Raw genomic sequence first — 20,892 nt, forward strand, 5'->3', positions numbered from 1 at the left:
GTCCAGGGCAGGTCACGATAGGGCATGGGCGAGCGCAGCGGCGCCAGCTTCAACACGCTTTCGAAATCGCGCCGGCCAACCAGCACCGGCAGCAGCCGGGCGCTGAGCCACAAATGGGCACGGAACAGGGCGCGCAGGACCGGCCCGTCGGTCATCACATGCCCGGGTCGGCGAGGATACCCTCAGCCACCAGATCGGCCGCCAATTCAGCCATATCCTCGTCGAGCGTTGCCTTGTCGACCTCGAATTCGTCCGACAACAGGTCGATGATCTGGTCGAGGCTGCGCGCGCCATCAACCTTGTCGAGAAAAGCCTCGGTCGTGTCGTTGCAAGTGTAGAGCTGGCCGCTGCGCGCCAACAGCACGACGGCGCCATCGCCGACATGCTGTACCGACGCATCGTCCGCCATCCGAAGCACCGTTTTGGAACCAATCTCGGCCATGCGCCCGCTCCCCTTCGCCCGGGAGCAAATAGCGCGGCACCGCGAGGCTGTCCATCGCCATGGACGGCGGAGGGAACGACAGGCCGTGCCGGGCGGCCCGCCGTGGGGCAATACTACCGAGGTCTTGCCTTCCTGCCCTTGCGTAAGCTATGAGTCCGCCGGGTTTTGGGGGAGTGATCTGTATGCGTTACAACTGGGAACGGGCTCCGACGGCGTTCGAACGCCATCGGAAGGCGCTTGCGGCGGCGATCCTGATCGTCGGCGGCGTCGGGCTGATGCTGGCGGCGCTGCCGCTCTAAGCCGGCTTACATCACGGACAGCAAGAGCGGCGACGTCATGGCCGCGCCGGACAGGGGAGCTTGACGGGCGATATCGACGAAAGTCAGGAAGACATGGCCTATGAAAGCGACTTAGGCTATTCCCAGACGGCAAAAAAATGTCCTGGGAGGGAATGTCGATGGCCTCACGCTATCACGAAGTCTATGAGGGCTGGAAACGCGACCCCGTAGGATTCTGGGCCGAAGCGGCGAAGGCGATCGACTGGTACAAGCCGGCCGAAAAGGTCTTCGATCCGGCGCAAGGCGTCTATGGCCGCTGGTTCGTCGGCGCTTCCTGCAACACCTGCTACAATGCGATCGACCGCCATGTCGCGGGCGGCCGCGCCGACCAGCTGGCGCTGATCCATGACAGCGCGATCACCGGCACGATCCGGAAATTCACCTATGCCGAACTGAAGCGCGAGGTGGTGGCGCTGGCCTCGGTGATGCGGCATCGCGGCGTCGGCAAGGGCGACCGCGTCATCATCTACATGCCGATGGTGGCGGAAGCGGCGATTGCGATGCTGGCCTGCGCGAGGCTAGGCGCCGTCCATTCGGTGGTGTTTGGAGGCTTCGCCTCGCATGAGCTCGCCACCCGTATCGACGACGCCAAGCCGAAGCTGATCGTCAGCGCTTCCTGCGGCCTGGAGCCCGGTCGCATCGTCGCCTACAAGCCGCTGCTCGACAAGGCGATCGAGATGTCGAAGCACAAGCCCGATGCCTGCCTCATCCTGCAGCGCGAGCAACTGCGCTGCGAGATGAAGGACAATTACGACATCGACTATGCCGATGCGGTCGCCCGCGAGCGCGCAGCCGGCGCCAATGTGGACTGCGTGCCGGTGCTGGCCACCGACCCGCTCTACATCATCTACACCTCCGGCACGACCGGGCAGCCGAAGGGCATCGTGCGCGACAATGGCGGCCATATGGTCGCGCTGAAGTGGACCATGGACAACGAGTTCGGCGTCAAGCCCGGCGAAGTGTTCTGGGCGGCTTCCGACGTCGGCTGGGTGGTCGGCCATTCCTACATCGTCTACGGGCCGCTTCTGCATGGCTGCACCAGTATCCTGTTCGAGGGCAAGCCGATCGGCACGCCGGACGCCGGCACCTATTGGCGGGTGATCTCCGAGCATGGCGTCGTGGCGCTGTTCACCGCGCCGACCGCGTTCCGCGCCATCAAGGGGCAGGACCCCAAGGGCGAGTTCGTGCCGAAATACGACCTGTCGAAGTTCCGCACGCTGTTCCTCGCCGGCGAGCGCGCCGACCCCGAGACGATCAAATGGGCCGAGCAGAAGCTCGATCGGCCGGTGATCGACCATTGGTGGCAGACCGAGACCGGCTCGCCGATGACGATCAACCCGGCCGGTCTCGGGCTGCTGCCGGTGAAATACGGATCGCCCGGCGTGCCGATGCCGGGCTATGACATCCGCATCCTTGACGATGCCGGCCACGAAGTGCCGCGCGGCACGCTCGGCAATGTCGTGGTCAAGCTGCCGCTGCCCGCCGGCTGCCTGCCGACGCTGTGGAATGCCGACGCCCGCTTCCGCCAGGCCTACCTGGAAGAATTCCCCGGCTACTACAAGACGGCTGACGCCGGGATGATGGACGAGGACGGCTATCTCTACGTGATGGCCCGCACCGACGACATCATCAATGTCGCCGGCCACCGTCTCTCGACCGGCGCCATGGAAGAGGTGCTGGCCGCGCATCCCGACGTCGCCGAATGCGCCGTCATCGGCATCGCCGACGCCATGAAGGGCCAAGTGCCGCTCGGCTTCGTCGTGCTCAATGCCGGCGTGGCGCGCGACAGCGGCGCGATCGAAAGCGAGGTCGTAGGGTTGGTGCGCGAGCGGATCGGCCCGGTTGCCGCCTTCAAGACCGTGGTGACGATCAAGCGGCTGCCCAAGACCCGTTCCGGCAAGATCCTGCGCGGCACGATGCAGAAGATCGCCGACAAGGAGGAATGGGCGATGCCAGCGACCATCGACGACCCCGCGATCCTCGACGAGATCACGGCGGCGTTGAAGGGCCGCGGCATCGGAGTGTAGCAGCCCGGCAGACGGCCGCGTTAATAATGTATTAGCCAGTTTCCCCCGCGCTGCAATCGCTTGTTGTGCGATGCAGCATCAGACTTTAAGTTTGCCTGGGGGGCCATACCGAAGGCACGGCATGGCTCAACAAGAGACGACATTCGGCGGCGTCGACACACCGCGATGCCTTGCTACCGTCGCCGTGAATCGGCCGGTAGAGGCCGTCGGCGAGCCGCGTGTGCTGCCGCCGCTCGATCCCACCCTGTTCCGTCATCTGTTGAAGCCCGCCGAGAGGGGTCTACGGTTTCGTGGAAGCGGGGAACCGCTCGTCTGGCTGCCTGGACCGCCGGTGTGGAATTGTTTGCATTCGACATGATATCGAGGCGCAAATCAGTGCAAGTATCCGAGCCTCAATCCGTGAGCCTGTTCCAACGATCGAAACGCCCTCGACCCGCGCCGCGCGAGCGCCTTGTGATGGATATGCGCGACACGATCGTCTATGCGATCGGCGACGTGCATGGCTGTTATGACGAACTGCGCGCGCTGGAACAGAAAATCGAGTTCGACGCGCAGCAGTTCCGCGGCCGCAAGATCATCATCATGCTGGGCGACTATATCGATCGCGGGCCGCATTCGCGGCGCGTGGTCGACCATCTGATGGCGCCGCCGCCGAGGGGCTTTCAGCGCGTCTGTCTGGTGGGAAACCATGAAGTCGCGCTGCTCCTTTATCTGGACGGACATCTCTCGCGTGAAACCTGGCTCGGCTATGGCGGCCGCGAGACCCTGTTCTCCTACGGCGTCGACCCCGACCGGCTGATTAGCCTCTACGGTTCGAGCGCCCAGGCGGACGCGCGCATACGCGAGGCCATTCCCGCCAGCCATGTCGACTTCCTGCGCTCGCTGCCGGCAATGGTCTGCTCCGACCAATTCGTCTTCGTGCATGCCGGCATCCGGCCCGGCATCGCGCTGGAGGCGCAGGACGAGGGCGACCTTCTCAACATCCGCGAGGAGTTCTTCGAGGCGGCACACCGGCTCGACCGCTGGGTGGTGCACGGGCACACGATCGTCGACGTCCCAAAGCTCGACGGGCGCCGGCTCGACATCGACACCGGCGCCTTCCAGACCGGGCGGCTGACCGCGCTCAGGATCGTCGGCAAATACGGTCGGCTGCTGTCCTCACGGGATTAGGCAATTCGACGTTTCGGGCTGAACCGCCCTGATCCTGTTCCACGTCAGGCAGCCTGCTTGGCGCGCGCTTCCGACTTCTCCAGATAGTAGCTCGAGTAGCGGTCGAAGAACCTTTCCGAGCCGCCGAGCGCGCCGTATTTGGCCAGCTTCTTCAAATCCACCTTGTTGAGCACCGCCCCGATCACCTTGTTGGCGATATAGGGCTCCGATTCCAGCATCGAGCGCACCATGTTGCGCGGCGTGCGGCCCCATTCGGTGACCAGCACGAAGCCGTCGACCAGCGGCGCGAAGGCTTTGGCGTCGACCACGGGTCCGAGCGGCGGCAGGTCGACGATGATGTACTCGAACGTCTCTTTGGCGTTCTCGATAAAGCGCCGCATACCGGCGGAGCCCAGCAGCTCGCTGGTGTGCGAGAACTGGCCACGGAGCACGGCTGGAATGATCGCAAGCTTGGTCTGGCGGTCGACCTTGCCGACCGACTGCCAGGTCTGGCCATTGACCACCGCCTCCATCAGGCCCTGCTCGGCCTCCATGCCAAGGCTGCGGCTCAAGCCAGGATTGCGCAGGTCGCCGTCGACGAGCAAGGTCTTGGCGCCGTTTGCGGCAAGCAGGCCGGCGAGGTTCGCAGCCACCGTCGATTTGCCTTCGCCCGGCAGCACCGAAATGATGCCGATGACCCGGCTGCCGCGGTCCTCCATCACGACGTCGAAGGCGATCTTGGCGTTGCGCAGCGTCTCGGCGAACATCGAAGCCGGAGCATCGATGCTGACGCGCATGCGCGCGCGCCTCTCTGCCGAGGAGAGGCTGGCCACCTTGCCGTCGGCCGGCAGGTCGTCGGCTTTGGAATCCTTGGCCCTCCCGCCGCCGATCGTCGGCAGATAGCCGAGGAATTTCAGGCCGGCGCGATCACGAATATCCTCGCCCGTCCTGAAGAAGCGCTCGTTGAACTCGTTGAGGCCGCCGAAACCGGCGCCGAGCATCAGGCCGAGCACCAGCGACAGAGCCAGCACACGCATGGTGCGAGGGCTCGAGGCCGCCAGCGGCATCGTCGCATCGGAAATGATGCGGGCCTTGCCGACCGGGAAGGACTGCTGCTGCGAAGCTTCCTCATAACGGCTGAGGAAGGTCTGGTAGAGCGTGGTCAGCGCCTGCGCCTGCTGGTCAAGTTCCTTCAGCTTCACCTGCGACTGATTGTCGATCGAGCTCTTGCCGGCGGCTGTGGAAATCTTGTCGCGAAGCGCGGTTTCGCGCGCCTGCGCCACTTCGAAGTCGTTGCGGTAGCTTTCGGTGATCTGCTTCAGCTGCCCGAAGATCTGCGCCGAGACATCGGCCTTTTCCTTGGTCAGCGCGACCGCCTGCGGGTGATCCTTGCCGAAATTGGTCTCGACGTCCTGCAGGCGCTTGGCAATGGCCAGATAGCGGGTCTTGAGCCCGATGATGACCGAGCTGCTCGGCTGGTCAGCCGCTATGGCCGAATCGTTGAAGGCGCTTTCCGAGCCGCTGTCGACGATCGCCTTGTACTGTTGGTAGCGGGCGCTGGTGCGAGCCGTATCGGCCTGCGCGACGATGAGCTGGGCGTTAAGGTCGGCTAGTTGCTTGTCGCTCAGCAACTGGCCGTCGCTGTTGGCGGAAAGGCCGTGCTCGGCCCTGAACTTCTCGACCGCCAGCGAAGCGGCCTGCGAGCTTTCGCGCAACTCGGTCAGCCGGCCCTGCAGCCATACGGCCGCGCGCTCGGTGGCGTCGAAGCTGGCGTTGAGCTGGTCGGCGAGATAGGCGTCCGCATAGGCCTTGGTGATGGCCGTGGCGAGTGCCGGGTTTGTCGCCTGGTAGCTGATGCTGATGACATTGGAGCGGCTGACGCGATCGGCCGATAATCCTGTCTGCAGCATAAGAACCGCGTAGTCGTGAGTCGCGGCCTTGATCATGGCTTCGCGCGTGGCGGCATCGACATTCTGGATGCCGGGGAGTTGATCGGCGGCATTGCCGCGGAAATAGCCGACGATGCCGCGCAGGAACCCGATGCCCTTGGCCAAAGCCGATTGAGGCGGGCTCATGAAGTCCTGGTTCTGGTCGAGCTTCAACTTGTCGACCACCTCCGACGCCAGCCGCGCCGAATTGAGGATCTCGATCTGGCTGAGGATCGTCGCGTCGGTCTGCTGCGTGACGCTGGCAGCCGAGATGTCGTCCATGACCTTGTTCATGCCCCCGTCGATCAGGACGCTCGCCACCGACGTATACTGCTTGGGCGTGGTCTGCAGATAGATCACGCCCAAGACCAGACCGATGGCGGCGCAGATCGCCACCACCTTGGCCTGACGGGCGGCCATGCCAAGCAGACGCTCGACATCGATGAAGTCTTCACCCTTTTCCTGATCGGCACTGGGCAAGGGCGTCCTCTTGTCGAGAGGGAAGTTGGCATAATTCATGTTCGGTCCAATTCCAGGTTGCAGGCGCTATCGGCCTTGGTAGATCCGCGTCGTGACCAGAAAAGACCGCGCAACGTTGCTGCCAGGATGCGCCGGGCCTGAAGGCCCGGGCGCCTGAGTGGCTGTCGCGCCATCGCGAAACCGCATATGCACCCAAAAGATGGGCATTATGCGGCTACTTCCCGGCGCTCATGCGACCGGACGAATTGCTGCAGCATTTCGAAGACAGGGCCTTTCATGTCGTCGCGAGCCAGGGCGAAGGCGATGGTGGCTTCGATGAAGCCTTCCTTGGAGCCGCAGTCGAACATGCGGCCATCGAAAGGCTGGGCATAGAAGGGCTGGCTCTGGGCGAGGCGCACCATGGCGTCGGTGAGCTGGATCTCGTTGCCGGCGCCGCGCTGCTGATTGCCGAGCAGCGCGAAGATCTCCGGCTGCAGCACGTAGCGGCCATTGATGTAGAAATTCGACGGCGCCTTGGCGGGCGCCGGCTTTTCGACCATCTCAGTGACCTGGAAGCCGGAGCCGACCTCGTCGCCGCGGCCGACAATGCCGTATTTGCTGGTTTCGGCGGGATCGCAGCGCTCGACGGCGATGACGTTGCCGCCGGTCCGCTGATAAAGATCGACGGTCTCGGCGAGGCAGCCGCGCGCGCCGAAGGACACCATGTCGGGAAGCAGCAGCGCGAAGGGCTCGTTGCCGATCACGTCGCGAGCGCACCAGACGGCATGGCCGAGGCCCTGCGGCGACTGCTGGCGGATGAAGGAGGTGGCGCCGGCCACCGGCAGCAGGCTCTCCAGCGATTCGAGCTGCGCCTTCTTGCCGGTCTGTTCCAGCGTGCCGATCAGTTCAGGATGCAGGTCGAAATAGTCCTCGATAACCGCCTTGTTGCGGCCGGTGACGAAGACGATGTGCTCGATGCCGGCTTCGAACGCCTCGTCGACGGCATATTGCACGACGGGCCTGTCGACGACGGGAAGCATTTCCTTCGGCATGGACTTGGTTGCCGGCAGGAACCGCGTTCCGAGCCCCGCCACCGGGATGACTGCCTTCCTGACTTTCTGCATCTGGTCTTCCTTCTGAGAGAAAAAGATTTCTACCTATCGCCGGCTATCAAATCGCCCGCATGCTTCATCTCCCCGCCCCCACGGCGAACCTGCGCCGCAACCCTTCTGAGCCGGACCGCGATCGGCATCGACAAATGCCCGATCGCGGCCGGATCCCTGAGCGCCGCCCCGATTGCCTTGAGCGGCGCGCGCGCCTTGATGTGCTGGACCAGGGACAGGAACGACGCCGCCTTGCGCAGGCTGCGGCCGCGCCGGGCGAAGGCCGCCTTCGCGGTGCTGTCCATGGGATATGCCGCAGCGAAGGCGGCGTCGGCCAGCGTCATTGCCTCGACGTGGTGCAATTCGAGCACCCGTGAGATCGAGCCGGTGCGGATATGGTAGACATAACCGACGGTCGGCTCGACAGCGCAACGGCCACCGCTGGCCAGCGCGCTTGCAAGCAGAATGTAGTCCTCGCCGATGCGCAGCTTCTCGTCGTAGCGCAGCTTGTTGTCGTCGAGGAAGCGGCGCTGGAAGACCGGCTTGAGATAGCCGAGATTGAAGCGCGATTCGAAAACCAGATTGCCCTCGATATAATCGGCCAGCGAGATCTCGCTTAAGCCCTCGAGATAGTCGGCCGGGAACATGGTGTCGTCGGGCGTACCGTCCTCGCGCACGACCTGGACATTGTCGACCGCGATGTGGGCGCCGGCCGCTTCCGCCCGCGCGATCATCGCCGCCATACGGCCAGGAAGAACGGCGTCGTCGGAATCCAGCACCGCCACCCAGCGGCCGCGCGCTAAATCGAGGCCGGCATTCCTGGCGCCACCTGGGCCGCGATTCTGCGGCAACGCCACCACCTTGACGATGTCTTCGGGATAGGCGCGCGCCACATCCAGCGTGCCGTCGCGCGACTGGTCGTCAACGACGATGACCTCGACGGTCACGCCGAGTTGCGCGATCGCGCCGGCGATGGCGCGGTCGAGGGTGGCCTCCGCATTGTAGGCGGCGATGACGAAGCTGACGTCAGGCTGCACGCTTGTTCCCTTGTTCTGGCGAAGTGAGGCCGTACTGGCGGATTTCACGGACGCCGACCAAACCGGAGACGACACCAACGTGCATAATGCCGCGCAGCACGCTGCGGTTCCGTCGCACCGGGCTGATCGCGGTCAAAACAGCCATGCCGAAGCAGTAGGCCGCCTTGGCCGAAGCCAGCCCGACCTGGCCGGCGCGGCGGATGCCGCCGGCGCCGTGGCCGATCAAATGGCCATGCGTCTGGCCGAAGCGGAAGCGGCGACGGCGCAGCCAATCGAACGCGGCCCTGGCGCGCGGCACGACCTCGTCGACGAAGGCTTGCGGCGCAAAGGCGATGCGGCCGCCGGCCTTGACCATGGCATCGAAGAACTCGGTATCCTCGCCGCCGGTCTGGCCGCGCGCCAGGCTGAAGCGCCGGCCGCGCAGGCTCGCGTCGGTCGTTCGGAGCAGGACGTTGCAGGTGTAACCGGTGCGGATCTCGCCGCGCACCCAGACCGGCAAGGTGGAATGGAAGTCACCCTTCTGCATCCAGTCCGGCGCGTCCTGGCGATAATGCGCCCGCACCGGCCCAAGCACCGCCGCGGCGCCGGTGGCATCGGCCGTCGCCATCAACTCGACCAGCCAACCGGGCGACGCCGTCTCGTCATCGTCGATGAAGGCGACGAAGTCCGACACGCTGGCGTCGAGGCAGGCGTTGCGGGCAATCGAGATGTTGCGCGCCGGCGCGTGGCGATAGCGGACCGGCAGCTTCAATTCCTCGGCCAGCGCCTTCACCAGTTTTTGGGCGCCTGGTTCATCGTCATTATCGGCAACGACGATGCCGATCTCCAAACCTTCAGGCTTCTCCAGGGCGGCGACGGAGCGCAGCGTGTCGGCCAGCTCAGGCCGGCGGAAAGTGCAGATGCAGATGTCGATCGAGCGGCCGGCCATCACGCCACCTCGCGCTGCGAGCGCGGCGTCAAAAGCTGCTGCCAGAAGCCGACGGACCAGCCGAAATGCATGACCATGGCTGAAACTCCGGCCAGCGCAATGCTGGCGTTGCGCTGGCGCACCGCCGTCACCAGGCCGTAGCCGAGGCATACCGCCGCCCACAAAAGGAATGGCACCGCCGCCAGCCAGTGGACGACGGAGAACAGGGCCAACAGCACCACGGGCGCGACCAGCAGCGGGACCATCTGCCGGACCTTCGGCACCATGCGGTGCTTGAGCACATTCCTGGCGCGGCCGCGGCCATAGCCGAGATACTGGAAATAGAGGCTCTTCAGCGTCGAGCGCGGATAATAGATCATGTGCGTCCCGCCGCTCATCCAGATCCGGTAGCCAGCCTGGCGCAGGCGGTAGTCGAGCTCGGCGTCCTCGTTGTGGCTGAAGCTCTCGTCATAGCCGCCGACATGCCTGAAGGCTGCGATGCGCATCAGCGCGTGGTGTCCGTGGTCGACCCATTCGCCCTCGGACATATGCCGGTGCTTCGACCCCCCGGTGCCAAGCTTGGAATTCTGCGCCGCCGCGACGGCCTTCTGCACGGCCCCGGTGCCGGCGGTCAGCATCGAAACGACGACCGAATCGGCGCCCGTGGCCAAAGCGTCCTCGACCAGCCGGTCGCAGTAGTCGTCCGGATAGCCGCCATGCGCGTCGATGCGGATGAGATAGTCGGCGCCTTCGCCGAGGGTCGCCACCGCCAGATTGATGGCAGCGCTTTGCAGGCGCTTCGGATTGGCGAGCAGGATGACCCGGGGATCCTTCGCCACGATCTTTTCGACGATGGCCTGCGTGCCGTCGCTGCTGCCGCCGTCCACGACGACGATGCGGCCGCCGAGCCGTGCCGCCGCAGGCCGCAACCGGTCGAGCAGGCCGCCGATATGGGCCGCCTCGTTGAGGCAGGGAATGACAATCAGGATCGATGGATTTGCCTGCGTCATGGGTCTTTGCGCGTCCTTTGCCATCATGCCGCCGCCGCGAAAGCCGAAGGCATGGCGGTGAGGCCGCGCAGCTTTTCGACGAACGCCGCGCAGTCGCTGCGGTCGTAGCTCCAGGTCCGTGGATTGCGGGCCAACACGCGCGACTTCAGGGCGCGGTATCTGTCCTGATCCATTCGGCCGAGCATCGCCTCTAGACCTTCGGGCGTCGCCTCGGACAGAAGCACGCCGATGTCCTGCCCTTTGAGGAACCGGCCGGTCTCGGTGCCGGCCATCGAGATCGGCACGGCGGCGAAGCGGCAGCCTTCGTAGAGGCGGTTGGGAAGCAGCCATTCGGAATTCTGGCCGGCTTCGAAGAAATCGATCGCCCAGGAGAAGTGCACCTCCCCGTAGATGGCCGCCATGTCCTCCGGATTGCGGTAAGGGCCACCGAACGAAAGCCAGGGCTCGGCCTCGACGAAACCATGAAAATCCGGAAATTCGGACAGCGCCGGACGGCCTCTGAGCACGACCTCGAAACGCCCCGCCTGCCGGCGGGTGAAGTCGGCCAGCAGCTTCAGCGAGCGGCGGCAGCGCAGCGCGCCGAACCAGCCGATCCGCCAAGGCGGCGTCGCCGGGCCGTCGTCCTCGAAAGACTGCGCGGCGACAACGGATGCCGCCTCGAAATATTTGTTCTCGATCAGCTCGACAGGCGCGCCGATCTGCCCGAAGGGCTCGAAATAATTGGCGATGAAGGCGGGCGAACTGGTCACCAGAAGCTTCACGTCACGGGCGAGACGACGCTCGGCGCCGCGCAATGTCCTGCCGACAAAATCGTCGCGCAGCACCAGGCGATGGATATCGAGGCATTCATAGACGATGGGCACGTTCGCCCCGAGGGCGGCATTGGCGCGGCGGGCAAGCGCCAGCATTTCGAGATTGCGCGCGATGATGAGATCCGGCCTGGGCATGGCGCCCAGTTTCGCGCCGATCGACATGGCCGCCTTGGCGACCGCCCCGAGGCGCTGCGCGAATCGGCCGTCGCGTGTCGCGCCGAGGTCGACAGGCCTGATACCCTCGATCTCGGCGACCGGACTGGTGGTGCGGCGGAAGCCCGCCAGGGTGACCCCGGCGCCGCCTGCCTTGAGCATCTGGACCCTCCGGCGCACTGCCGGGTCGGATACGTCATGCACAAGGTACAAGACATGCAGCATGAAACTCGACCGATGTTCGGCCCACCCATCGGGGATGCTAGTACAGCTTTTGCTGCATCGCAACAATTTTGGTGCGGCGTAGCAAAGCGCATTGCGCTTTTTGTTGCACTGCAAAAGCCCTGAGCTTAAGCTGTCCTCGGCAACAGTTGGCGACCGGTCGGTCGTCGGAAGGGTGGCGGAGAGCGCACAGGCACTGCGGATCGACATACCGGCATTTGGGCGACAAGGGGGCCGCCTTTTTCGGAAACCTGCCCAAGATGAGGAGATGCGATGAAGATCATCGTCGAGAACACGGTCTGCCTGAACACGGGAGACGCAGCGATCCTGCTGGCCATTCGCCACATTCTGAGGACTGTCGCCGGCGACGGCTTGCGCTTTTTCGTCTTCGACAGCCAGCCCGAGGTCGCCGCGAGGCTCTATCCAAAGAAGGATTACCCCGACCTGGAATTTCACAAGCTCCTGTCGGAAACCCTCTTCCGATACCCTTCGGGAAGCGGTGTGAAAGATCGGCTCAAGCCGCACTACAACCGGCTGGTCCACAAGGTGCTGCGGAATTTCGGATCTGACAGCCTTCTCGGCCGCGCTTTTTTCAAGGAGAGCGACCGCCGCGGCCTCGATATCTACCAGAACGCCGACCTCGTGGTCACGACTGGCGGCACCTATCTGGTCGAGAACTACAACCTTGAACGGCGACTGAACCAGTTCCGCCTGGATGCGGCCATCGGCAAGGATCCCGTATTCTTCACGCAGTCCCTCGGTCCGTTCAACAAACCTTACAATCGACGCGAACTGAGCCCGATTTTCGATCGCAGTCCGCTCATCCTGCTGCGCGACGAGCGCTCCCGCCACCACATAGCGGACATGGTCAAGGAGCCGGGCAAATGTCACGTGGTGGCCGATGCCGTGTTTGCCCTTGCCGACACGGACGGCATCGGCAAGCGGCTCGCCTCGGCTCAGCCGCCTGCGCAGACGGGCCGCGTCGCCATTTCCGTCCGCCACTGGAACTACGTCAATGACGGCCAAGACGGGATGCGCCGCTATATCGATTCGGTACGTGAGATCGCGACCATCCTTGTCCGGGACCATGGCAAGCAGGTGACCTTTGTCTCCACCTGCCAGGGCGTTCCGGAATATGCCCATGACGATTCCAAGACAGCACGCAAGATCGTCGCCGAGCTCGATCCAGAAATTGCGAGGAATGTCAGCGTGGACGCTTCATTCCACACCCCCGAGCAACTGATGGCTCTGGTCAAGGGTTTCGACTTCGTCGTCGCGACCCGCATGCACATGATGATCATGTCGCTCTGCGTGGGAACGCCTGTGCTTCCGATCGCCTATGAGTTCAAGACCAAGGAAGTCGCCAAGAGGATCGGTGTTGCCGATCTGCTGCTCGATATCGACACTGTCACCCCGCCGGAGGCGGCCGAAAAGCTCGGCCGGTTCGTCGGCAAGCTTGAAGACTACCGCCGCACCGTCCTCCAAGCCGTGCTCGAGGAACATGCTTCGGCGATGTCTGCCGCGGAGTTGCTGAAGCCTCTCATGCTCAAGGCATCAGCGCAGATTGCGCGCGATGTTGGCAAGCGTGGTGAGCAGTATCCTGCGCGGCTGGGGGAAGATCGCCATAAGGACGAAGGCAAGCCCGTAGTCGAGGCATAAAGCCAGGACGACGGCGAGAAGGTCCGACTGGCCGGTAAGGGACGCTGGCAGGCCGAGATAGGCAAGCCAGGCAAGCAGGGACGATAATATGAAAAGGCCCTGCATGATCAGGAAGTCCCCTGCCGTCACCGGCCCGACGCGGTGGATCATGACCGCGAGCACCGGCACGCGCAGAACGTAGCCGCTGATCGCGTAGGCGGCCGCGACGCCGACGGCGCCCCAATGCAGGCCGACGACAAAAGAGGCCACGGTGGTGAGCGACGAGTAGGCGCCCCACTGGAACATGGCCTTTGTCTTGCCCTGGCAGATGAATATCCAGCCGGTGGTGCTCGATACGGATTGCATCAGGCTGGCGATGCCCAGCCACGCGAAGATTGGCGCCACGGCGATCCAGCGCGGCCCGAAGAGAAGCGCGACCACCTGCTCGGAAGTCAATGTCAGCGCCGCGATGCCGGGCATGGTCACGGCCGCCAGCATCCAGTTGGTGCGCACGTACAGATCGCGGAACCGCACCTTGTCCTCGTGGATGCGGCTGAGCAACGGCACCATCACGCGCGTCAGCGGCTGGGTGATGTTTTGCAGCGGAAACAGGAGAAGTTTGTAGGCCCGGTCATAGTAGCCAAGCTCGATCGCTCCGGAATATTTTCCGATCAGGATGTTGTCGAGATTGCGTGAAAAGAAATTGACGAGATTGAAGCCGGTCAGATTGGCGCCGAACGACAGGATCTCGCTCTCGACCCTGAAGTCCGGACGCGACGGCGTCCAGCGCACCACCAGCCATGCGGCGCCGAGCGCAACGACCGCCGCCACGGCCGGCCCCAGCACCAACGACCAGTATCCCATTCCCGCCCAGGCCGCGATGGCGGCGGCAACAAGACCGGCGGCCGCCGTTATGACATCGTTGAAGGCCAGCTGGCCGAACTGCAGGTGACGGTTCATCAAGGCGAGCGGGACGGCTGCGATGCTGCCGAGAAGCAACGGCAGCGCGGAGGCGACCGTGATGCCTAACATGCGCTGATCGCCGTAGAAGCCGGCAATGGCCGGGGCCAATGCCGCCACTACCACCGCGCTGCCCAATCCGACCAGCGCGCTGATCCAGAACACCTGATTGAGCTGCCTGTCGCTGATGTCCTTGCGCTGGACAAGAGCCTGCTGCAGCCCGAGATTTTGCAGAAGCCCGACAAAGGCGACGATCGGCCCCACCGACGCCACAAGGCCGAAATCTTCCGGCAGCAGCAGCCGGGCCAGGATGATGACCGAGAGGAACTGGATCACCATCTTGAAACCCTGGGCACCGGCAGTGACCAGCCCGCCGCGCAGGGCGACGCGTCCGAACTGCGGCAGGGGCGGGTTAGCGTTCATCAGTGTGCTCTCGTTCCGGCCAGTTCAGTTGCAATCCGTGCGAACTGCTGGTTCAGCACGTCGGCATTGAAGTCTGTTTCAATCTTGCGCCGCGCGGCGATCGCGATCGGCTCGCACAGGACCGGGTTGTCGGCGACCCAGACGAGTTTGGCGGCCAACGCCGCAACGTCCCGTTCCGGCGCGAGGAAGCCGGTTTTCCCGTCCTCGATCAGTTCGGGTATCCCTGAATGGTAGGTGCTGACCACCGTCAGCCCGGCAGCCATCGCCTCCATCAGGGCGACCGGGATGCCTTCGAGGTCGCCGTTGTGAGCGCTTACGCTGGGCAGCACGAAGACATGCGCGTCCCGCAGGCGCTGCTTGACCTCCGCATGCGGCCTGGGGCCAAGGAAATCGACGCGCCCGGCGATGCCGAGCTCGGCGGCCAGTCGTTTCAATTGCTCCAGCAATTCGCCGGCGCCGATCACCGAATAGTTCCAGTCATCACGCGGCAGCCTGGCCAGCGCGCGAAGCGCATATTCAACGCCTTTTTTTTCGGTCAGACGACAGACCGAAATGAACGACAGCGTCTCATTCTTCCAGGATCGCCACCGGTATTCTATCTCGCCGGGTCGAACGCCCATATGGTGCACGACGACCTCGCCCGGCGGGGCGCCGACCTCGATAAGGGCATCGCGAAAGAAGGCATTCACCGGCATCTGGAGGACGCCGTTCTGGAACACCGTCCTGTAGCGCGCCAGCGTGTTGTCATGCATCGGGCCGCCGACGTCGTTGCCGTGGAAGACGGTCACCAGCGGCGCGGAAATCCGCCCACGCTTGATGACACGCGCCACCCGCAAGCCGTTCGTGCCGAAATGCGCGACGATGACATCGGCCTTGTGCAATTTGCGCGCGTACAGGAGGTCGATGGCGGTCGAGAGCTTGTCCCAAGACTTGCCTGACCATTTCCTCAGCAAGGGTCGATAACGGCCGAGCCAGCCCCACCAGCACACGACTTTTCCGGGCAGACTCTTCCAGCGCCGATCGTCGACATTGGCGTCCTTGCCGAACGTCGTCTCGTTGCAGACGACCCCGACTTCCATGCCGCGCTCAAGGCAGCCTGCTATCTGGTCAAGGACAAAGGTCTCCGACAGGGAGGGGAACTTGTCGACGACGAAGCATATCCTCATTCTCGGCCCGCGCCCGCGCCGGGATTCATCGGGCAGCCCGCCCACAACCAGGCCTGAACAAGGCAACCGGCCTTGCCCGCGGACTTCGGCGCCGCGTCTTCAGCCGTCAGGAAAAGTCGCACGACAGGGGCAACTGGATGGGAATCGTAGTTGAGGCACACGACATGCAGCATTCATTCGACCGCTGTTGGCCCACCCGATGGGGATGGTAGTATAGGAATTGCTGCACTGCAACATTTTTGATGCAGCGCTTTCGACTTTTCGTCCCGCGCCCGCGCCGGCACGAATTGTTGCATCGCAACATAAACCGTTGCGAAGTGCCGGTTTCGCCTCGTGTCGCGGAAGTCCCGCTCAGGAGGCCTTGCGAAGGGGCTGTCCTTCGACAGCACGATTCAGGACGTCCATGAACGTCGCGAACTGGTTGTCGGGGTTCATCTGCGGCCGCTCCGCAAACTGGCGAGCCGCCGCGGACATCCTGTCGTAATCGGCCTTGTCGGTCCATAGCCGCCGTATGGCAGCCACCCAGTCGGCGAGCGGAGCATCGTAATCCAGTATCACGCCGCCGTTGCCGATCGCTTCCGGGAGACCGCCGCGCCGGGATCCGACAACGGGAATGCCGCTGCAATGCGCCTCGGACGCGACCCTGCCCCAGGCTTCTTCCCATTTGCTGGGAGCAAGCAGGATCTTCGTGCGGCCGTAGACCGTCTTCATGTCGCTGGTACGGCTCTCGAGGACGGCGTTGCCGAGCGAAGCAAGCGTCCGCTCGATCTCGGCCCGGTGATCGTCGTCGAGCATCCAGCTCTCAACGAACAGGAACGGGATTTCCGCGCATTCGCGGGCAATTTGGACGGCCAGTTCGAAACCCTTCTCGTTGTAAGGATTGATCATCGTCACGAACTCGCCGGTTGTCGGCGTGCTGTAGAAGGCAGGATTGATCGTGGGTGGAATCACCGTGGATTCAATATCGAACTTCTCCTTGTAGGCACGGGCGGTGAATTCCGAATTGGCGATGTAGAGCGCTGACTGCAATTCGCGCGGGTCGCCGGCCAGTTCGTCGAACTCGACGTTGCGCAGGTAAACGACCAGCGGCACGCCGAGGGCCTGCAATTCCTTGCCGATCGGCACGGATTTGTGACACTGGACGACCGCGACGTCGGGCCGCAATCGCTTGGTCGCGAAGCCCGCCGCCTCCCACGGGAACCATGCCCGTACGACGGGATAGCCTGGGAACGTATCCATGACGGCGCGCTGGCGGAGCAGCTTCATCTTGGCGCGCGCCTTGAAGCCGAAAAAGCCGTCGCCGAACAAAGCGGCAAGCACCGAGGCCTCGTGGCCATGCTCGCGCAACTGCTCGACCAGATGATGCGTGCTCGACTGAACGCCACCGCTAAATTGCGGCGTGTAGCCGCTGCCGCCCGCGAATAGAACTTTCATAGCCTAGGCTCCTTGCTGTGCCCGCGCGGGCATCGTCATGCCGCCATCCTGCCGATCGAGAAATACTCGATGCCGTAGCGCGCGATCACCTTGGGATCGTAGAGGTTGCGGCCATCGAAGATGACCGGCGTGGTCAGCGAATCCTTGAGCGCGTCGAAGGACGGTGCTCGGAAGCTCTTCCATTCGGTGCAGATCAAAAGCGCGTCGGCGCCGCGCAGCGCCGCCTCCTTGGTGCCGCAGAGCAGCAGGTCCTCGCGCAGGCCGTAGATGGCCTGGCACTCCTGCATTGCCTCGGGATCATAGGCCTGCACCTTGGCGCCGGCCGCCCACAGCGCTTCCATCAGCGTGCGTGACGGCGCCTCGCGCATGTCATCGGTATTGGGCTTGAAGGCCAACCCCCAGACGGCGAACGTCTTGCCCCTGAGCGCGCCCTTGAAATAGTGATTGACCTTGTCGAACAGCACCGACTTTTGCGCATTGTTGCGTTCCTCGACGGCGCGCAGCAGCTTGGCGTCGAACTTGATGCCCTCGGCGGTCTTGATCAGCGCGCGCACGTCCTTCGGGAAGCACGAGCCGCCATAGCCGAGGCCGGGATAGATGAAGTGGTAGCCGATGCGTGGATCCGAGCCGATGCCCTTGCGGACCTCCTCGATGTCGGCCCCAAGCTGTTCGGCGAGATTGGCCATCTCGTTCATGAAGCTGATCTTGGTCGCCAGCATGCAGTTGGCGGCGTATTTGGTGAATTCGGCGCTGCGCACGTCCATCACGATCATCTTCTCGTGGTTGCGGTTGAACGGCGCGTAGAGCTCGCGCATCACCATCTCGGTATCCTCGCTGGACGTGCCGACGATGATGCGGTCCGGCTTCATGCAATCAGCGACCGCCGAGCCCTCCTTGAGGAATTCGGGGTTCGAGGCGACGTCGAAGGCGAGGTCCTCGCGGCCGCGCTTCTTCAGCGTTTCGGCGATCCTGGCCTTCACCTTTTCGCAAGTGCCGACCGGCACGGTCGACTTGCCGACGACAATCTTGGCGCTGTCCATCTCACGGCCGATGGTCTCGGCGACGGCCAGCACATATTTCAGATCGGCCGAGCCGTCCTCACCGGGCGGCGTGCCGACCGCGATCATCTGGATCTGGCCATGCCTGACCGCCGCTGCCGCATCCGTGGTGAAGCGGATGCGGCCGGCCGCGTGGTTTTCCTTGACGAGGCTTTCGAGGCCCGGTTCGAAAATCGGGATCAGGCCCTGGTTAAGGCGCTCCACCTTCTTCTCGTCAACATCGACGCACACCACCTCGTGGCCGACCTCGGCCAGCACAGCGGCCTGGACGAGACCGACATAGCCAATCCCAAACACCGTCAAATTCATTTGGTTCTATTCCTGTCAAAGGCCGGGCCACAAAGTGGCCCGGCTGGTTCAGATGTCCCCAGGCCCAACGGCCCGGCTGGTTCGGCATGATCCCCAAAACCGGTTCCGATTTTTGGGGATCATGATTGGTTATTTCCGGATGATCTTGTCCCGAAACCGGGTCTCACTTTCGGGGATCATGCTCAGTTGCTGTTACTTATGCTGCATGCCAGCGATTCCGGAAACTGGCATGGCTGGCCCAAAGCGGTGAAAGCGACGCGCTTGACTTGCATGGTGACCTTGCTGCCGGGATCGACGAAGGCGCCCATCCAGTTGGTCAGCTTGTCGCTGCCCCAGAGGCTGAAGAAGATTTTCTGCGAGTGGGTAGGCAGCTCGTCCGGGTTGGTCACCTCATGGACGAGCTTGCCGTTGACGTACCAGCGCAGCCTGTCCTTCTCCCAGACGAAGCCGTAATCGTTGAAGCCCTTGTCGGCGCCGCCCGCGACGTCGACCAGCTTGGCGTTCTTCGGCTTGCCCTGGATGTAGCTGTTGACCTGCACTTTCGAGGGGTCCTTGGTGAGGACCTCGAAGTCGATCTCGTCCCAGGGCTGTTTGTCCTGCGGGCCGATATAGGAGAAGAAGGCCGCGTTGAGGCCGGAGCCGGCGCCGGTCTTCATCCGCGCCTCATAGACGCCGTAGCCGTAGCGCTGCTTGGTCTGGATCTCGGCGCAGGCGAACTCGCGGTCCTTCAGCTTGCGCTTTTCGAAGCTCAGCGACAGCACGCCATCGGAAAGCCGCACGAGATCCTTCGACCAGGTGCAGTTCTGATGGGCGCCATTGGTCCAGCCGTCCGAGACGAACCAGCGGGACTGATTGAAATTGGAGAAATTGTCGACGAAGGACGGCGCGCTTTTCAGCTCTGGTTGGGTCCCTTGCGCATGCGCGGGATGCAGGGTCGCCGCGACTGCAACCAGGAGGCCGGCCGCGCCGAGCCGCAGGCTGGCTAATCCACTCCCCGGCGCATGCGACATCTCGCAAGCCGCCACGGTGGAGGGGTTCTTGGGATCTGCATTCATAACAAACTCACCTTGTGTTGTTCCGCCCCAACCCAAAGTCATTCTTGGCTCGAGCGAGCGAGCCGCCTCTGATCCTGCGCCCTTTTGAACTCCTCTAGTGTCTCGTACCGATGACGACGCCTGCGGGCGCCGTCAGCCTCTTGCCGCGGACTGCGAAGCAGACCGATCGGCGCCATCCTCGACAATCGCGTCGAGCGACCGGCGCAGTTCCTTCACCAGGCCTTTCTGGCGAGCGAGCTCCGCAATGCGCCGCTCGCAGTTCAGGATCGAGTTGGTCATCACGCTGACATCCGATCCCTTGCTGGCCGATGCCGAACCATTCTCCATCGCCTCGACCAGAAAGGCCGCGTTGGCCGCCGTCGACCTGTAGCGATTCTCCAAACCCGTTTTCTCCGTCTCGATCTCGGCCGCGATCTGATCGAACAGCTTTGCGAGCCGGTCGAAACGCTGGAGATCGGTCTGCCGGTCACGAGCCGGATCCCGGGATCTGAAGCCAAAAATCGAAGCCATCTTGCCGGCCTTTCGAAATTGCTGCATTGCAGCATAGACTGCCACCCCCGCGGCGACTAGGCAACATCATAGTTTTGCGAATGCGGATTTTTTGAGGGCCGGCGGCTTCCGGGACGATACGGAATCACTCGTTTGCGGCGCTGCTTGCCGCCATCAGGAAGCGCATCGGCGGCACTTGCTGCCTTGGAGCAATGCCGGTGCGGCGGAACAGCGCGTCGAGCTTGTCGGTGGCGACGCCACGAACGATCGGGATCAAATTCGACTGGCTGGCGAAGGCGTAAGCCGCGGCCGACGCCAAGCCGCGCTCGGCTTTCACGTCGAGGAAGTTGCGCAGCCGGTATTTGTCGCGGACATGACGCTCGTGGCGCCGCAATGCCGCCTTCGAGCGTTCGGGAAGATGGTCGATCTGAAGCAACGCCAGATCGGCATCGGCAAGGCGCTTCAGATCCTGCGTCTTGTGGCGGCCGCTCAGCGAATCGGCGCGCACGATCGCGCCATAGCCGCAGGACTTGATGATCTTGAACCGCGCCCCGCTGGCGACAGCGCGCGCATAGAGCTCGTAGTCTTCGCCAAGACGCAGGTTTTCATCGTAAGTCAGCCCGTGCCGTTCGAGGAAAGCCCGGCTGATCACCGGCTTGAGGAAGCCGAGCTCGCCGCGCAGGACGCGGCGCCGCGAGATATTGCCGTCGATGAAGCGCTCGAAATCGAGGAATTCCGGATCGGCGGCGAAAGGCGGCGCGTCCTGCGCGGCG

16 protein-coding genes and 1 pseudogene are annotated in these 20,892 nt (G+C 63.7%); 3 read left to right on the top strand and 14 right to left on the bottom strand.

What is annotated here, in order from left to right; all coding sequences use genetic code 11:
• Window positions 1–154: 154 nt before the first annotated feature.
• Window positions 155–442 carry a PqqD family protein gene (locus EOA23_RS17230; protein WP_127305012.1) on the bottom strand — a complete coding sequence of 96 codons (288 nt, stop codon included), beginning with the start codon at window positions 440–442 and terminating at the stop codon, window positions 155–157.
• Between the two features lie 457 nt (window positions 443–899).
• Between EOA23_RS17230 and EOA23_RS17235 the strand changes: the two genes are divergently transcribed.
• Both EOA23_RS17235 and EOA23_RS17240 read left to right on the top strand, forming a co-directional pair.
• Window positions 900–2,807 carry a propionyl-CoA synthetase gene (locus EOA23_RS17235; protein WP_127305013.1) on the top strand — a complete coding sequence of 636 codons (1,908 nt, stop codon included), beginning with the start codon at window positions 900–902 and terminating at the stop codon, window positions 2,805–2,807.
• A 456-nt stretch (window positions 2,808–3,263) separates the two neighbouring features.
• Window positions 3,264–3,977 carry a metallophosphoesterase gene (locus tag EOA23_RS17240; RefSeq protein WP_245474223.1) on the top strand — a complete coding sequence of 238 codons (714 nt, stop codon included), beginning with the start codon at window positions 3,264–3,266 and terminating at the stop codon, window positions 3,975–3,977.
• 44 nt (window positions 3,978–4,021) lie between these two features.
• Here the strand turns inward: EOA23_RS17240 and EOA23_RS17245 are convergent, their stop codons facing one another.
• From EOA23_RS17245 to EOA23_RS17270, 6 genes are all read right to left on the bottom strand, one after another.
• A complete protein-coding gene (locus EOA23_RS17245) occupies window positions 4,022–6,403 on the bottom strand; it encodes a polysaccharide biosynthesis tyrosine autokinase (protein ID WP_127305015.1) in 2,382 nt (793 codons plus the stop codon).
• Window positions 6,404–6,570: 167 nt separating this feature from the next.
• Window positions 6,571–7,467, bottom strand: coding sequence for a UTP--glucose-1-phosphate uridylyltransferase GalU (gene galU / locus EOA23_RS17250; protein WP_127305016.1), 897 nt, complete (start codon window positions 7,465–7,467; stop codon window positions 6,571–6,573).
• A gap of 29 nt (window positions 7,468–7,496) precedes the next feature.
• Entirely contained in the window at window positions 7,497–8,483 is a 987-nt protein-coding gene (locus EOA23_RS17255) for a glycosyltransferase family 2 protein (protein ID WP_127305017.1), read from the bottom strand.
• The gene (locus EOA23_RS17260; RefSeq protein WP_042645100.1) at window positions 8,473–9,411 is read right to left on the bottom strand and encodes a glycosyltransferase family 2 protein; all 939 of its coding nucleotides are present in this window, start codon (window positions 9,409–9,411) and stop codon (window positions 8,473–8,475) included. Before EOA23_RS17260 ends, EOA23_RS17255 begins: the two co-directional genes overlap by 11 nt.
• The gene (locus tag EOA23_RS17265) at window positions 9,411–10,400 is read right to left on the bottom strand and encodes a glycosyltransferase family 2 protein (RefSeq protein ID WP_127305018.1); all 990 of its coding nucleotides are present in this window, start codon (window positions 10,398–10,400) and stop codon (window positions 9,411–9,413) included. The genes EOA23_RS17260 and EOA23_RS17265 overlap by 1 nt, the downstream gene beginning before the upstream one ends.
• 23 nt (window positions 10,401–10,423) lie before the next feature.
• Window positions 10,424–11,590, bottom strand: a complete 1,167-nt coding sequence (locus EOA23_RS17270) for a glycosyltransferase (RefSeq protein WP_127305019.1) — start codon at window positions 11,588–11,590, stop codon at window positions 10,424–10,426.
• Window positions 11,591–11,860: 270 nt separating this feature from the next.
• Here EOA23_RS17270 and EOA23_RS17275 point away from each other — a divergent pair, with 270 nt between their 5' ends.
• On the top strand, window positions 11,861–13,246 hold the full coding sequence (locus tag EOA23_RS17275) for a polysaccharide pyruvyl transferase family protein (RefSeq protein ID WP_127305020.1): 1,386 nt from the start codon (window positions 11,861–11,863) through the stop codon (window positions 13,244–13,246).
• Here the strand turns inward: EOA23_RS17275 and EOA23_RS17280 are convergent.
• The 7 genes and pseudogenes from EOA23_RS17280 to EOA23_RS17310 form a co-directional block, all read right to left on the bottom strand.
• Window positions 13,142–14,608 carry a lipopolysaccharide biosynthesis protein gene (locus tag EOA23_RS17280; protein ID WP_127305021.1) on the bottom strand — a complete coding sequence of 489 codons (1,467 nt, stop codon included), beginning with the start codon at window positions 14,606–14,608 and terminating at the stop codon, window positions 13,142–13,144. The two genes, EOA23_RS17275 and EOA23_RS17280, sit on opposite strands and share 105 nt — an antisense overlap.
• A complete protein-coding gene (locus EOA23_RS17285) occupies window positions 14,608–15,774 on the bottom strand; it encodes a glycosyltransferase (protein ID WP_127305022.1) in 1,167 nt (388 codons plus the stop codon). The genes EOA23_RS17280 and EOA23_RS17285 overlap by 1 nt, the downstream gene beginning before the upstream one ends.
• Before the next feature lie 351 nt (window positions 15,775–16,125).
• Complete coding sequence (locus EOA23_RS17290) at window positions 16,126–17,208, bottom strand: glycosyltransferase (protein ID WP_127305023.1); 1,083 nt, start codon at window positions 17,206–17,208, stop codon at window positions 16,126–16,128.
• A gap of 35 nt (window positions 17,209–17,243) precedes the next feature.
• Window positions 17,244–18,575, bottom strand: a complete 1,332-nt coding sequence (locus EOA23_RS17295; protein WP_126063035.1) for a UDP-glucose/GDP-mannose dehydrogenase family protein — start codon at window positions 18,573–18,575, stop codon at window positions 17,244–17,246.
• A 182-nt stretch (window positions 18,576–18,757) separates the two neighbouring features.
• Window positions 18,758–19,630, bottom strand: coding sequence for a glycoside hydrolase family 16 protein (locus EOA23_RS17300; protein ID WP_126063036.1), 873 nt, complete (start codon window positions 19,628–19,630; stop codon window positions 18,758–18,760).
• 132 nt (window positions 19,631–19,762) lie between these two features.
• Window positions 19,763–20,140 carry a hypothetical protein gene (locus tag EOA23_RS17305; RefSeq protein WP_042645206.1) on the bottom strand — a complete coding sequence of 126 codons (378 nt, stop codon included), beginning with the start codon at window positions 20,138–20,140 and terminating at the stop codon, window positions 19,763–19,765.
• A 124-nt stretch (window positions 20,141–20,264) separates the two neighbouring features.
• Window positions 20,265–20,892: pseudogene (locus EOA23_RS17310) on the bottom strand (glycosyl transferase family A); the annotation flags it as partial.

The sequence above is a fragment of the Mesorhizobium sp. M2A.F.Ca.ET.042.01.1.1 genome (assembly GCF_003997405.1).
In the GTDB taxonomy this organism is placed as follows: Bacteria; Pseudomonadota; Alphaproteobacteria; order Rhizobiales; family Rhizobiaceae; genus Mesorhizobium.